Here is a 14,103-nt window from a genome sequence, read left to right as displayed (position 1 = left end):
GTAACGCGCTGCTAATTCACGGCGTTGTAAAACAGGTGGTCTGTTTCCATCTCGGCCACTGCCCGCTGTAAAGCCCGCGCTTCCTCGAGGCTGTCCTGCTCAACCCGATGTGTTTCAGGCTGGATACCGAGACGACCGAGCAACTCCATGTCACTGTTGGTTTTGGGGTTGGGGGTGGTCAGCAACTTTTCGCAGTAGAAAATGGAGTTCGCACCCGCCATAAAGGCGAGCGCCTGCATCTGGTCATTCATCTCCTCGCGGCCAGCGGACAGCCGCACGTGGGATTTGGGCATCAGGATACGGGCTACCGCAATCGTGCGAAGAAAATCGAAGGGGTCGAGGTCCTCCTGGCCATCCAGGGGAGTGCCCGCCACTTTCACCAGCATATTGATCGGTACCGACTCCGGATGGTGGGGAAGATTGGCCAACTGCATCAACAGTCCCGCCCGGTCTTTTTCCCCCTCACCCATACCGACGATACCCCCCGCACAGACTTTCAAACCTGCCTGGCGCACATTATCCAGGGTGTTCAGACGATCTTCATAGGTGCGCGTGGTGATGATTTCGCCGTAATACTCCGGAGACGTATCAAGGTTGTGGTTGTAATAATCCAGACCTGCGTCGGCCAGTAGCCGGGCCTGCTCTGCCTCCAGCATACCCAGGGTCATGCAGGTTTCCAGGCCGAGCGCCTTGACCTGACGAACCATCTCGGCCACCACGGGCATATCCTTGTCTTTTGGCGACCGCCAGGCAGCGCCCATACAGAAACGGGTGGCACCGCTCGCCCGGGCGGCTTTTGCCTCCTCGATCACCTGCTCCACAGCCAGCAGCTTCTCTTTCTCGAGGCCTGTATCGTAGCGGGCACTTTGCGGACAATATTTACAGTCTTCCGGGCAGGCACCCGTTTTGATTGAGAGCAATGTGCTGAGTTGCACTTCGTTGGGATTGAAATGCTGACGGTGCACCACCTGCGCCTGAAACATCAGGTCATTAAAGGGCTGATTGAACAGCGCCAAGACCTCCTTACGGCTCCAGTCATGGCGGATATCTGTGGTGTGGCTGGCGGACATCGGCTATCTCTCATATAGTGCAGTAACAGCTCGCTATGATAGGTGAGCCAACACCACTGTCAACCATAAATGGATTTTAGGTTAACAAGCGATGTTCCCATCGGCAAAAGCATTATTTGACCGTGTTCGATGGACCCGACTACTGCACCGGGCCAGCTATAGACTGCTACCGGGACAATGTCTGCTGTGTGGTATTGCCTCCGGGCGGAGCCGGGATCTGTGCACCGATTGCCAAGCAGCACTGCCGTTTAATCGGCCAGCCTGCTCCCGGTGTGCCCTGCCCCTATCCACATCGGGGACTTGTGGCCGATGCCTGGTCAGCCCACCCGCTTTTCATCACTGCATTGCCCCCCTGCGTTATGCGTATCCGGTGGATCGACTGGTCAACAGTTTCAAACACCGGGGTCAATTCAATCGCGGCACACTGCTGGCCGAGTTACTGGTGTCCACGATATTGACGTCCCAAAACAACCCGAAGTCCGCTTTCCCGGACTTACTTGCACCGGTGCCACTGCACTGGCGACGGCAATTTACACGGGGCTTCAACCAGGCGGACTGGCTGTCCCGCTTTTTGAGCAGGCAACTTGCCATCCCGGTTGATCAACAGCTACTGAGTCGCCACCGACACACGCCACACCAGCAGGGGAAATCCCGCAAAGAGCGGCTGACCAATATCAGGGGTGCTTTTCAGCTCAATGCACCAGTGGACGGGAAACACATTGGCCTGGTGGATGATGTGATGACCACAGGCACCACCGTCGGGGAACTGAGTGATTTGCTGATGAGCGCGGGGGCGGTCAGGGTCGATGTTTGGTGTCTGGCACGAACGCCGCTGGAAAATTAACCGGCTGACCTTGATAATGGCACCCACTGTTAAACATCAAGATTTCCGCTTATGAGCACAAGTCTTTGGCAAAAAATTCAGCAGGAAGCCACCGTGGTTGCCGGAGAAGAACCGGTACTGGCCAGTTTTCTGCAAGTCACCCTTCTGAAACACGATTCAATGCTGGCAGCCCTGGGTTTCCTGCTGGCGGAGAAACTGGGCTGTAGCGCCATGTCAGCACTTACGCTGCACGAGGTGTTCGAGGAGGCTTTTGCCGCAGACCCGGATATCGAAGATTGCGTCAATTGCGATATTCTCGCCATCTATCAGCGTGATTCGGCTTGCCAGAACCTCTTCTCCACGTTTCTCTACTACAAAGGATTTCACGCCTTGCAGGCGTGGCGTGCCGCTCACTGGCTCTGGCAACGGGACAGAAAATCCTTGGCGCTAATCCTGCAAAACCGGATATCAGTGACCTTTGGCGTGGACATTCACCCCGCCGCCAGTATCGGTCGCGGCATCATGTTTGACCATGCCACCGGTATCGTCATTGGTGAAACGGCCATCATAGAGGACTGCGTGTCTATCCTGCAGTCAGTGACCCTCGGCGGCACCGGGAAAGAGTCCGGTGACCGTCATCCCAAAGTGCGGCGCGGCGTGATGATTGGGCCCGGTGCAAAAATTCTCGGCAACATCGAAATTGGTGCCGGTTCCAAAATAACCGCCGCCAGCGTGGTATTGAACGATGTCCCCCCCCACTCTGTGGTTGCAGGTGTTCCGGCAACCGTTGTGGGCACGATTGATACTGACTCCCCTGCCGAACTGATGGATCAGGGGCTTACCGGCTGCTGCGACTGACCCCAGGAAACTATTCATGTCCAAATTGAAACACGAGACCGAACTCCTCAAGGAAGCACTGCGGATAGGAATGATCTATGCGGAAAAACGTGGTGCGGCAAAATTTGAAGCCAGCGACTCAGCCAACGAAAAAATTGAATACATTTATAAACTTCTGGTGCACGACAAACTGATTCAGCCACTGGCCAATGAACAGCATGATATCGTCCACATGAAGCATAAACTGGCACTGTGGATGGCGCGGCAATTACCTGCCGGGCACCGGTTATTGCAATGACAATTATCTCGCCTGTTTCAGCCATCCCCCAATGGGTATTTCTGAATATGATCCGTCAGGCAAAGTGAACTCGTAACCCTTGAGACAATCAAACGTCTCAACCGGAAGATTTGCATACGATAATATCGCTCTCTTCCACAGGATGTCGTTCAGGTAATTCCTATGCCGACGACAAAATAACAGAATGACTAACTCTGGAGTGTCCGTGAAATATATCAGCTTATTAATAGGTATTATCTTTTCGATCTCGGCATGGGCAGAAACCCTCGAAGAGGGTTATGAAGCTGTCCGCAGTGGCAAGCTGGATGAAGGCTATGCCATTCTCTCCGAACTGGCTGCCACAGGTAATGCCGACGCACAATATGGTGTTGCGATTCTCTACAAAGAGGGCTGGGGGACGGACAAAGACATCAAAACAGCCTTTGACTACTATCAAAAAGCCGCCCTCCAAAACCACCCGGGAGCACTGTTCGAAATGGGCTGGTTTTATCAGGCTGGTGAAAACGTGACTCAGGACTATGCCGAGGCCATAAAATGGTACGAGAAGGCAGCCAACGAGGGTCATCCTGTCGCAATGTACGCATTGGGCGGCTTGTACTATAACGGTCTTGGCACGACAAAAAGTGAAGACAAGGGTATGGTATGGTTCAAAAAATCAGCCGATAAGGGCTATCCACCAGCGCTGGAATTCGTCAATGAACCATTGCGCTAGCTAGATTGCGATGATTCACACAGTACCGGAAAGGCCACGTGGGCATTTCCGGTACTGGCGGCTCTACACCGTTTCAACCAAACCAAACGCTGCTATGCCGCGTTTATGTTAGTGGATCACGCAATATTCACAATGCAGGAAATCACGGAGGACATCTCCTGCCCACCACGGCTATCATCGAGAGTTCTGTCACCCAGAATCGGGCTAGTGACGGGTCATAATTCTGTCCAGCAAGCCCATGGCAAAGGCAGAAACCACAAAGGTCATATGTAACACGACATACCAGAGTATCTTGTCATTCGCTATTTCCGGCGCATTCATAAAAACTTTCAGCAGGTGAATCGACGAAATGGCTACAATGGATGCAGCCACCTTGTTTTTCAGTGAGCTGGTATCAAGCTTACCCAGCCAGACCAGTTTGTCGGTGGATTCATTCAGATCCAGTTGCGAGACAAAATTCTCGTAGCCGGCAAACATCACCATGACAATCAGACCACCCACCAGGGCAATATCCACCAGCGAAAGCACCACCAGAATCAGGTCCATTTCAGACATGGTCAGAATCATGGGCAAGGTGTGCGCCACTTCGACAAAAAACTTTATGCCGAGGGCCAACAACGCAAAACTCAACCCAAAATAAATAGGCGCCAGCAACCAGCGGGCGGCATACATGGTGTTCTCAAATATCTTTTCCATTCCAACTCTCTATGTAAAAACGACTAGCAAGGCGGTCCATCCACTGACAGGATGCTCGGCTGGGGTCGGCCCGCGATTGACCAGCGCCCCGTTTTCCTGCCATTAACACCAATGGCAGGCCAGAAAAAAAGGGCCACTTTTCAATGGCCCTGCTGTACTGCTTTGAGGAGTTTATCCTACAAAGCAGGCTCGTGAACATTTAAAGCAGCCATTGACCTCCTGAAAATGTTTTTTCGCCTCCCTCATTGCCGCCTGGCAGGTGGGGAAATTACCCAGGGATTTCTGATCCACAGAGTCCGGCAAATCCGGACACCAGGTGCCCAGATTGTGGACAATATGATTGCCATTTTCCTGTGGTTTTTTCGTCACAATATATCTAGCCATAGAACCCTTCATCATTTTATTGTTAGCCAATACCCACTGCATTAACATGTGGTTAATACAGCATTAGCCGCATATGAAACAGAAGCTGAAATCAACTGCGGAACTATTAAAACTATCGATTTTTTAATAAGTTATCAATAAATTAATCGCGCCGCTCAATGACATTTTTCTGGCCAGAAATCAGTTTTTTGGACGACAAAAATTTGACTTGTCCGCCGGATTTTGGATAACCCGAACTGGATTTTTCTCTGCAAGGCACATTCATAATGAACCGTTTGTACAGCAAATATTTTACGCCGACTCGGCGACAAGCTTTGGGAATCTTCACCGGCTTAAAATATACTGACCGGCCTTACACAAGAATGGCGCACTGAGAAGAAGGAGCCCCCATGCCAGGCCTACTGTCCGATACCGATCCCAGCGGTTTACTGGAATATTCCGTGGTCTTCACCGACCGCTCACTGAATCACATGTCCAAACGTTTTCAGACGGTGATGAATGACATATCCAGCACATTAAAGCAGGTTTACCACGCCGAGGCCGTTGTGGTGGTCCCCGGTGGCGGCACCTACGGTATGGAAGCGGTAGCGCGTCAGTTCGCCACGGACAAGAAATGTCTGGTGATTCGCAACGGCTGGTTCAGCTATCGCTGGAGCCAGATCCTGGAAATGGGAAAAATCAGCGACGATATTACCGTGATGAAAGCACGGCCAGTGGACGATGATCCCGAACAACCGTCACTGGCGCCCGCTCCCATTGATGAAGTCACCGCCTGGATTCACGCAGAAAAACCGGCAATGGTTTTTGCACCCCACGTGGAAACCGCCGCTGGCATGCTCCTGCCCGACCACTATATTCGAGCGGTGGCGGATGCCGTTCACGCGGTGGGAGGCCTGTTTGTGCTCGACTGCATTGCGTCGGGCACGCTCTGGGTGGATATGCAGGCCTGTGGCGTCGATATCCTGATCAGTGCACCGCAAAAAGGCTGGAGCGCATCTCCCTGCAGTGCGCTGGTCATGCTGGGCAAAGAAGCGCGACAGCGTATTGATCACACGACCAGCAGCAGCTTTGCCTGCGACCTGCGCAAATGGCTACAGATCATGGAAGCCTATGAGAATGGTGGCCACGCCTACCACGCCACCATGCCCACCGACGCCCTGCTGAAATTCCGCGACACCATGCAGGAAACCGAAAGCTATGGTTTTGACAAAGTGAAACAGGAACAGCTCGAATTGGGACAGAAGGTTCGCCAGCTTCTCACTGACCGGGGTTTCAAGAGTGTTGCCGCCGAGGGCTTTCAGGCACCCGGCGTCGTGGTCTGCTATACGGATGACCCGGATATCCACAATGGCAGGAAATTTATGGAACAGGGGCTGCAAATTGCCGCGGGCGTACCCTTGCAATGTGACGAGCCAGCCGGCTTCAGAACCTTCAGAATTGGGCTATTCGGTCTCGATAAGCTGCACAACATCGAGCGCACGGTCGCCCATCTTCGTGATGCGCTGGAAAACCTGTCAGGATAACGGTGGTTAACGGCTGTGACGAGCCACCCTTCATTCAACAAGTTCGGTAATATACCCCGCTGCGGTTGAACGCACTGCACTGGAAGTACTCATACAACAGAACGGTTATCGGATAGCACAGCAGACATGGGCGGATCAGCATGAAAAATGGCAACATGGGTATCAGCCGGATTGCATTCTGGCTCGGCATCGGCGCACTTGGTCTGCTGATGCTGCTACTGATGATCCAGATAGACCGGCAGTGGACCCGCATGAACGATATCACCCGGCTGATGCAGGAGCAGGCTCAGGATATTCGCTCTACCCGGGGCGTTTTACGCAACCTGGAACAGACCGTCCGCACTGCACGTATCGATACGTCCGAGGTGGATGGCCGCTCGACTGACACCGCTGACCGGACAGATGCCTTTGAGCGGGCAAGACTGGCCACACAACAGGCCAATTATGCCCAGGGGGACTGGCTGATACTGGCATTCGGCAGCGGCCTAACCACCCTGACACCGCTGGTCTCGGGCGACGCCTACTCCTCGGAAGTACAGCAATATGTTCTCGAATCCCTGCTGGTTCGGGATCCGGACACACTGGAGTGGAGCGGGCTGCTGGCAGAAGACTGGCAGATATCCGATGACGGACTCACTATCAACTTTACCCTGCGCCGCGATATCAGCTTCTCCGACGGGATAGCCATGACCGCCAAGGATGTGCAGTTCACGTTTGAATTCATCATGAACGAGGCCATAGCCGCACCGCGAAGCCGTGCCTATCTGTCACGGATTGAGCGGGTCACCGCGCTGGACAATTACCACGTGGAATTTGTTTTCAAGGAACCCTACTTTAACAGCCTGCAACTGGCGGGTGGCTTGACGATCCTCCCGGAACATTTCTATAAGCGCTTCCTGGATGAACCTCGCACCTTTAATGAGAGCCGTGGACTGTTGCTGGGTTCAGGCCCGTATCGACTCAAGGATCCGGAAAACTGGACCCCCGACCAGGGCCGGGTTGAGCTGGAGCGCAACCCCCGCTACTGGGGGCCGGTGGATGGATCTTTCGACCGGATTGTGTGGCGTATTATTGAAAATGACAGCGCCCGCCTCACCACCTTCCGCAACGGGGATATCGATGTTTACGGAGCTCGCCCACGGGAATATCAGCGCCTGCTTGACGACCCGGGTATCAGCGAACGCAGCAAGCATTTTGAGTACATGAGCCCTACAGCCGGCTACAGCTTCATTGCCTGGAACCAGCAACGCGGCGGCAAAAACAGCCTTTTCAGCGATACCCGGGTACGCATGGCCATGTCGCTGCTGACTGACGTGGAGCGCATGCTCGAGGAAATTTTTCTCGGCTACGGTCAACCGGCAGTGAGCCCGTTTATGCCGGGATCGTCGCAGCACAACCCCGAAAACCAGCCCTTCCCCCGTGATATGGAAAAAGCCAAACGGTTACTTGCCGAGGCGGGCTTTGTCGATCGCAACGGTGACGGCATTCTGCAGGCAGAGGATGGCACAAACTTTGAGTTTGAGCTGACCTTCTTCCAGGATAACGATGATACCCGGCGGATGGTGCTGTTCCTCAGGGATCTCTATGCCCGCGCAGGCATTCTGATGAAACCGAAACCCACCGAGTGGTCGGTGATGGTAGAGGACCTGCGGCAAAAGAATTTTGATGCCATCACCCTCGGCTGGACTTCCGGTATCGAAATCGATATTTACCAGATGTTCCACTCCAGCCAGTCCATGGAAAACGGTGACAATTTCATTAACTACAGCAACCCGGAACTGGATGCCACCATTGATGCGGCGCGCGGCGAAGTCGATGAAGAAAAGCGCATGAAGCTTTGGCACAAGGCAGAACGCATTCTGGTGGAAGACCAGCCTTACACGTTCCTGTTCCGCCGCAACACCCTGGCTTTTGTGGATGATCGAATCAGCAACCTGGAAAAAACCGGGCTGGGCCTAAACCTCATGAGTGTGCCGGTGGAGATCTACGTTCCGGCCGATCGCCAGCGCAATCGCTGAACTGCCGATGCTGAATTATTTAATACGTCGCACCTTGCTGATGATACCGACCCTGCTCGGTATCACACTGGTGGTCTTTATTGTCATGGCCGCGGCCCCGGGCGGCATTACAGCCCAGTCGCTGGTAGACGGCATGGAACTGGAGCCGGAGAGTCGCCGGGCTTTGGAGGACTACTACAACAAGCTCTATGGGCTGGATCAACCGGCACCGGTGCAATACCTGCGTTGGCTGAACAATATTTCGCCGATCGGTTTCGAACGGGAGCCGGATGGCACGCTCGGTACATTCTCCCTGTGGAAAGGTGCGGACCTGGGCACCAGCTTTCGCTACGGCCGTCCGGTGATGGATTTGCTGGCGGAACGCCTGCCCATCACCCTGCTGCTTAACCTGATTTCCATCCCCCTCATTTATGCAATTGCCATCAGCATCGGTGTACAGGCAGCGCGGCAGCGGGGCGGGCGCTTCGATGTGGCCTCGAATATCTTTCTGCTGGGGCTGTGGTCAGTGCCCAGCATGCTGGCCGGAGTGCTGTTTATCGGTTTCTTTGCCTCCGAACAATACTGGCGCTGGTTTCCCACCGGCGGTCTGATGCAGCGAGAAACCGTCGATCAGACCTTTCTGCCCCTGTTTGCCAATGGCAGCGATTTGCTGATTGCAGTGGCTTGCGTTGTGACCGTCACAGTGCTGCTGATTGGCGCGGCGACCTCCGCACCCAAAATTGCCCGCCAGTGCGGTGGGTTCACCATTGGGGCACTGCTCGGTTATACCATGGCATGGGATCTCGGGGGCCATTGGCTGGGCGGTTTGCATGTATTGCTGGCGGCTTCACTGGGGCTGCTGACCAGCCTGTTGGCCGGGATGCAACACCCCGGTTTCCGTATTGCTTTGGCGGGCGCAATCGGTCTGGGCGGGGGATTGACATTGTCCCGATATCTGGGCGTCGAGGTGATGCAGGGCGGCTACCTGCTCGATCGGCTCTGGCATCTGGTGCTGCCGATCATTGCACTGTCCTACGGCGGATTGGCCTTTCTTGCCAAGCTGACACGCTCGTCACTGCTGGAAAATCTGGCCGCTGACTATGCGCGCACTGCCCGGGCCAAAGGGGTGGACGAAGAAACTGTTCTGTGGCGGCATGTATTTCGCAACTCCCTTCTGCCACTGATTACGGTATCGGCCACCCTGCTGCCCAGTCTGTTGGCAGGTTCGGTGATTGTGGAAAGTATCTTCAGTATCGACGGGATGGGAAAACTGGCGGTGGAAGCTGTGCAGACCAGGGATCGGGAGCTGGTGCTATCCGTCACACTGATATCCGGTCTGCTGACACTGTTTGGCTACCTGCTGGCAGATATTGCCTATGCCATTGTCGATCCGAGGGTCAGTTATGACTGAGTTATCCGCTGACACTGATATGAAACAGCCCTCCCAGCCCTGGACAACGCAAGTAGCTGTTTCATTGCTGGGACGCACCAGTGCTCGCATTGGCCTCAGCTGGATTGGCCTGCTGGTGATTATTGCCACATTTTCCCCTTTTCTGGCCAGCAGTCACCCCCTTTACCTAGTGGTGGACGGACAGGCCAGCAGCCCGCTGCTGCAACATATGACCGCACTCGACTGGGTCTGGTTGACCGGCCTCCCCATGATTCTGGTGATTGCGCTGTTGCCCCTTCCTTTGTGGAAAAAGTTTCTCTCGGCAATGGTTGGGCTGGGACTCACCGCAATGATTGCCTATACCGTGGTATCGCCACCGGCCCTGGTGATCTATGAGCAATATCGCGAGCTGGAGTCTACCGGCAAGGTTGAAACAATTATCCTCGCGCCCATCCCCTACTCGGCGAAGGATTACCTGCGCGACTATGCGGACACCGGTATCGAATCGCCACTGCTCACCTCGGAACAGCGCACTCACTGGATGGGGACAGATGAAAACGGTGCCGATGTCGCCTCACGAATGATTCACGCTTCCCGTATCGCCCTGGGCATCGGTTTTATCGCCACCGGTATTGCCCTGGTGATCGGCACCATCATCGGTGGTCTGATGGGCTATTTTTCCGGCATCGTGGATATTATCGGCATGCGGCTGGTGGAAATTTTTGAAGCCATCCCGACCCTCTTTCTGTTGCTGTCTTTTGTGGCTTTTTTTGGTCGCTCCATCTACATGATGATGGTCATCATCGGCATCACGGCCTGGTCGGGTTATGCCCGCTACGTTCGTGCAGAATTCCTGAAACTGCGGCAGCAGGATTTTGTGCAGGCCGCCGTCGCCTGTGGGCTACCACTGCGCTCCATACTGTTTCGTCACATGCTGCCAAACGGGCTGGCGCCGCTGCTGGTCGCCACCAGTTTCGGGGTTGCTTCCGCCATTCTGGCAGAGGCGACATTGAGCTTTCTCGGGCTGGGACTGATTGATGACCCCTCCTGGGGACAGCTGCTTAATCAGGCGGTGCAATCCTCCACCTTCAACTGGTGGCTGGCGGTTTTTCCCGGCGGAGCGATTTTTCTGACGGTGTTTTCCTACAACCTGCTCGGTGAGTCGCTGCGGGATGCGGTGGATCCCCACACCAATCGGAGCAAACGCGCGTGAAGTTGCTTGAGGTGGAATCACTGGTCACGGAACTGGGCGAAACCGACAACTGGCTGCGAGCAGTGAATGGCATCAGCCTGACGGTGAATGCCGGTGAGACCTATTGTTTGGTAGGCGAATCCGGCAGTGGAAAATCCGTGACAGCACTCTCGATCATGGGGTTATTACCCGCCGACCGGTTCCGTCACCCCGACGGCCGGGTATGGCTGCATGAGCCGGATGGCGAAGTCCTCGAATTACTCAGCGCCACTGATGAACAACTACGCAGTGTCCGCGGCCGGCGCATCGGCATGATTTTCCAGGAACCCATGACCTCACTGAACCCGGTGCTGACCATCGGCGAGCAACTGGATGAAGTCCTCCGGATACACCGGCCTGGCCTGAATGCCGAGGCCAGACGTGGGCGTATTCTGACAGCACTGGAAGAAGTGTTGATCTCTGACCCTGCCAACCGCATCCTCGAGTATCCCCATCGCCTGTCCGGTGGCCAGCGGCAGAGGGTGATGATTGCCATGGCACTGATCTGTGAACCCGCGCTGTTAATCGCCGATGAGCCCACCACAGCCCTGGATGTCACGGTGCAGGCAGAAATCCTCAAACTGATGCGCGAGTTACAGGCCCGCTATGGCATGGGCATGTTATTTATCACCCATGACTTCGGTGTGGTGGCCCAGATAGCTGATACGGTAGGTGTCATGCGACATGGCGAACTGGTCGAGAGCGGCAAAACCTTTGACGTGCTGAGCAATCCGCAACATGCCTATACCCGCAGCCTGATTGCGGCACTGCCGGAGCGGCTGGCCCGCTCGCCCCGACCGCCAGCCTCAACACAGACTTTACTGGCGGTGGATAATCTCTCGGTTTACTTTCCAATACGCCAGGGCCTGATGCGGCGTATCGTCGATCAATTTCATGCGGTTGACGGGGTCTCACTGCAGGTCAATGCCGGAGAGGTCGTGGCACTGGTGGGCGAATCCGGATGCGGGAAAACCACACTGGGGCGGGCATTACTCCGTTTGCAGACAGCAACCACGGGTAGCATTCACCTGGAAGGACGGGATATTACCCACCTGAGCCGCGCTGAAATGCGCCCCTTACGACGTCGCATGCAAGTGGTCTTCCAGGACCCCGGCTCCAGCCTCAACCCCAGACTACCCATTCATACGTCGCTGATAGAACCGATGCGGGTGCACGGCATTGGCGAAGATGACAACGCACGAACCCGACGGGCCGTGCGGTTTCTAGAACGCGTGGAGATGCCCGCCGACAGCCTGTGGCGCTACCCTCATGAATTTTCCGGCGGGCAGCGGCAGCGGCTGGCCATTGCCAGAGCACTGGTGCTGGAGCCCCGTTTTATTCTGTGTGATGAAATCACCTCGGCTCTGGATGTCTCCGTTCAGGCCGGCATACTCCGTCTGCTCCGGGAGCTGGTCGACGAAGAGGGCATCGGTATGTTATTTATCACCCACAATATGGGCGTAGTGGATTATCTGGCAGACCGGATGGCGGTGATGCATAAAGCGCGTCTTGTCGAGACAGGGCGCACCGCAGCCGTTATGGCAGATCCGCAAAATCTTCATACAAAAACCCTGCTGGATGCTGTACCGAGATTGAATGAATCTTTCCTGCAGACACGATCCGGCCGGGCACCGACCAAACCGGAGACGTCATGTCAATGAACCACCCGTTGTCCACACTGGCACCCCGCATCCTGCTGGCCAGCCTGCTGTATTGCCTGCCCTGCATACCCGCTCTGGCGGAGAGCCAACTGGAATTTGAGGAGGCCGAAACTGAAGCCGCCGATGATGAAAATGTCGAGGATATTGAATCGTCCAAACCCCTTCGAAAAAATATCGACCACGCCAGAAAAATATCGCACCCGGATCAAGCTGGAGCCTCAGAAGACCCCGAATCCTCCCCCAAAAAAAAGAAAATTGCCCCGCACATTAACCTGAAAGAGCTGGCCCCACCACCTGGGGTTCAATCCTTTTTCCCGGAGACGGGAGCCAGCGAGACTGTAGAGCCAGAACCAGAGCCAGAGCCAAAAACCGCAACGGAAACAACACCCAAAGACCCCCACGAGGTTACGCCAACTGTATCCAATGATCAGGCGTCCAACCCAGAATCCACCAATGCGTCTGATACCGATCCCACAAAAGAGGTGGCGAGAGCTATTACCTTGCTCGGCACGGAAATCATGCCAGGCACCTCGACCCGGCTGTCTTGGTCTTCGGGCATGCAGATTGCCGGGCTGTCTCAATCCACACCCGTACTGGTAGTGAATGGTTCAAAACCCGGGCCAACCCTGTGCCTGACCGGGGCTGTCCATGGCGATGAACTGAACGGCATCGAAATTGTTCGCCGCACTCTCTACGACCTGGATCCGGAAATGCTGGCCGGACGGGTGATCGGTGTGCCCATTGTCAATCTACAGGGTTTCCAGCAGGGTAGTCGCTACTTATCCGACAGGCGCGATCTCAATCGCCATTTTCCCGGCAATCCCACCGGCAATCTGGCAGACCGGATCGCTTACTCACTGTTCAACGAAATCATCAGCCACTGCACAATGCTGGTGGATATCCATACCGGCTCACTAAAACGCACCAACCTGCCACAGTTGCGTGCCGATATGAACATTGCTGAAGTGCGTACATTCGTCAAAGGGTTCGACCGTATGGCAGTGGTTCACAGCAGCGGGACAACAGGCATGCTACGCACTGCAGCACTGGATGCGGGTATCGTTGCCGTGTCCATGGAGTCTGGGGAATCCCTGCGCATCCAGGAAAAACAGATCAAGGCCGGGGTGAACAGCCTCAACAGCCTGATGGAAAAACAGAACATGATTTCGAGGCTGTTTGTCTGGGGTAAACCGGAACCGATCCACTATGACTCCTACTGGATCCGGGCCGAACACGCCGGCATTTTGTTCAGCAAGAAAAAATTGGGTGACCGCGTCATCAAAGGGCAGGTGTTGGGCGTCGTCACCGACCCGATCACTAATGCCAGCCACGCCATTCATGCACGTGATACGGGACGGATTATCGGTATGGCCGTGGATCAGGTGGTCATGGCCGGGTTTGCTGCGTATCACATCGGTGCAGAAACGGAGATACCCGACGAAGAGTAGGAGGACCCGAAACAGCATCTCCGAGATTCCAAC

13 protein-coding genes are annotated in these 14,103 nt (G+C 55.1%); 10 read left to right on the top strand and 3 right to left on the bottom strand.

Annotated features, from left to right (window positions below):
* Window positions 1–11: 11 nt before the first annotated feature.
* Complete coding sequence (bioB, locus tag U740_RS05820; RefSeq protein ID WP_036859653.1) at window positions 12–1,070, bottom strand: biotin synthase BioB; 1,059 nt, start codon at window positions 1,068–1,070, stop codon at window positions 12–14.
* 91 nt (window positions 1,071–1,161) lie between these two features.
* Here bioB and U740_RS05815 point away from each other — a divergent pair, with 91 nt between their 5' ends.
* From U740_RS05815 to U740_RS05800, 4 genes are all read left to right on the top strand, one after another.
* Window positions 1,162–1,914 (top strand): ComF family protein, encoded by a 753-nt coding sequence (locus U740_RS05815; protein WP_051921239.1) that lies wholly within the window; start codon window positions 1,162–1,164, stop codon window positions 1,912–1,914.
* Between the two features lie 51 nt (window positions 1,915–1,965).
* The gene (gene cysE / locus U740_RS05810) at window positions 1,966–2,751 is read left to right on the top strand and encodes a serine O-acetyltransferase (protein ID WP_036859651.1); all 786 of its coding nucleotides are present in this window, start codon (window positions 1,966–1,968) and stop codon (window positions 2,749–2,751) included.
* A gap of 16 nt (window positions 2,752–2,767) precedes the next feature.
* Window positions 2,768–3,028 carry a DUF5062 family protein gene (locus U740_RS05805; RefSeq protein ID WP_036859650.1) on the top strand — a complete coding sequence of 87 codons (261 nt, stop codon included), beginning with the start codon at window positions 2,768–2,770 and terminating at the stop codon, window positions 3,026–3,028.
* A gap of 205 nt (window positions 3,029–3,233) precedes the next feature.
* Window positions 3,234–3,740, top strand: a complete 507-nt coding sequence (locus U740_RS05800) for a tetratricopeptide repeat protein (RefSeq protein WP_051921238.1) — start codon at window positions 3,234–3,236, stop codon at window positions 3,738–3,740.
* Window positions 3,741–3,944: 204 nt separating this feature from the next.
* Here U740_RS05800 and U740_RS05795 read toward each other — a convergent pair whose 3' ends face one another.
* Window positions 3,945–4,436 carry a TIGR00645 family protein gene (locus U740_RS05795; protein ID WP_036859647.1) on the bottom strand — a complete coding sequence of 164 codons (492 nt, stop codon included), beginning with the start codon at window positions 4,434–4,436 and terminating at the stop codon, window positions 3,945–3,947.
* Between the two features lie 171 nt (window positions 4,437–4,607).
* The gene (locus U740_RS05790; protein WP_036861416.1) at window positions 4,608–4,820 is read right to left on the bottom strand and encodes a hypothetical protein; all 213 of its coding nucleotides are present in this window, start codon (window positions 4,818–4,820) and stop codon (window positions 4,608–4,610) included.
* A gap of 389 nt (window positions 4,821–5,209) precedes the next feature.
* Between U740_RS05790 and U740_RS05785 the strand changes: the two genes are divergently transcribed.
* The 6 genes from U740_RS05785 (at window position 5,210) to U740_RS05760 (ending at window position 14,070) form a co-directional block, all read left to right on the top strand.
* Window positions 5,210–6,343 carry an aminotransferase class V-fold PLP-dependent enzyme gene (locus tag U740_RS05785; protein WP_036859645.1) on the top strand — a complete coding sequence of 378 codons (1,134 nt, stop codon included), beginning with the start codon at window positions 5,210–5,212 and terminating at the stop codon, window positions 6,341–6,343.
* 140 nt (window positions 6,344–6,483) lie between these two features.
* A complete protein-coding gene (locus tag U740_RS05780) occupies window positions 6,484–8,361 on the top strand; it encodes a peptide-binding protein (RefSeq protein ID WP_152556792.1) in 1,878 nt (625 codons plus the stop codon).
* A 7-nt stretch (window positions 8,362–8,368) separates the two neighbouring features.
* Window positions 8,369–9,751: an ABC transporter permease gene (locus U740_RS05775; protein WP_036859644.1), complete on the top strand. Its 1,383-nt coding sequence runs from the start codon at window positions 8,369–8,371 to the stop codon at window positions 9,749–9,751.
* Window positions 9,744–10,943: an ABC transporter permease gene (locus U740_RS05770; protein WP_036859643.1), complete on the top strand. Its 1,200-nt coding sequence runs from the start codon at window positions 9,744–9,746 to the stop codon at window positions 10,941–10,943. Before U740_RS05775 ends, U740_RS05770 begins: the two co-directional genes overlap by 8 nt.
* Window positions 10,940–12,622, top strand: a complete 1,683-nt coding sequence (locus U740_RS05765; RefSeq protein WP_036859642.1) for an ABC transporter ATP-binding protein — start codon at window positions 10,940–10,942, stop codon at window positions 12,620–12,622. The genes U740_RS05770 and U740_RS05765 overlap by 4 nt, the downstream gene beginning before the upstream one ends.
* Entirely contained in the window at window positions 12,613–14,070 is a 1,458-nt protein-coding gene (locus U740_RS05760; protein WP_200877054.1) for a succinylglutamate desuccinylase/aspartoacylase family protein, read from the top strand. Before U740_RS05765 ends, U740_RS05760 begins: the two co-directional genes overlap by 10 nt.
* The last annotated feature ends 33 nt before the right edge of the window (window positions 14,071–14,103 follow it).

This window comes from Porticoccus hydrocarbonoclasticus MCTG13d (genome assembly GCF_000744735.1).
Taxonomy (GTDB): domain Bacteria; phylum Pseudomonadota; class Gammaproteobacteria; order Pseudomonadales; family Porticoccaceae; genus Porticoccus; species Porticoccus hydrocarbonoclasticus.
The sequence above is the reverse complement of the archived record's forward strand: the minus strand, read 5'-3'. Positions and strand labels throughout refer to the sequence as shown.

Coding starts and splice junctions, on each gene's coding strand:
- U740_RS05790 (WP_036861416.1), bottom strand. CDS start 4,820: ATGGCTAGATATATTGTGACGAAAAAACCACAGGAAAATGGCAATCAT.
- bioB (WP_036859653.1), bottom strand. CDS start 1,070: ATGTCCGCCAGCCACACCACAGATATCCGCCATGACTGGAGCCGTAAG.
- U740_RS05780 (WP_152556792.1), top strand. CDS start 6,484: ATGAAAAATGGCAACATGGGTATCAGCCGGATTGCATTCTGGCTCGGC.
- U740_RS05760 (WP_200877054.1), top strand. CDS start 12,613: ATGTCAATGAACCACCCGTTGTCCACACTGGCACCCCGCATCCTGCTG.
- U740_RS05770 (WP_036859643.1), top strand. CDS start 9,744: ATGACTGAGTTATCCGCTGACACTGATATGAAACAGCCCTCCCAGCCC.
- U740_RS05775 (WP_036859644.1), top strand. CDS start 8,369: ATGCTGAATTATTTAATACGTCGCACCTTGCTGATGATACCGACCCTG.
- U740_RS05785 (WP_036859645.1), top strand. CDS start 5,210: ATGCCAGGCCTACTGTCCGATACCGATCCCAGCGGTTTACTGGAATAT.
- cysE (WP_036859651.1), top strand. CDS start 1,966: ATGAGCACAAGTCTTTGGCAAAAAATTCAGCAGGAAGCCACCGTGGTT.
- U740_RS05815 (WP_051921239.1), top strand. CDS start 1,162: ATGTTCCCATCGGCAAAAGCATTATTTGACCGTGTTCGATGGACCCGA.
- U740_RS05795 (WP_036859647.1), bottom strand. CDS start 4,436: ATGGAAAAGATATTTGAGAACACCATGTATGCCGCCCGCTGGTTGCTG.
- U740_RS05805 (WP_036859650.1), top strand. CDS start 2,768: ATGTCCAAATTGAAACACGAGACCGAACTCCTCAAGGAAGCACTGCGG.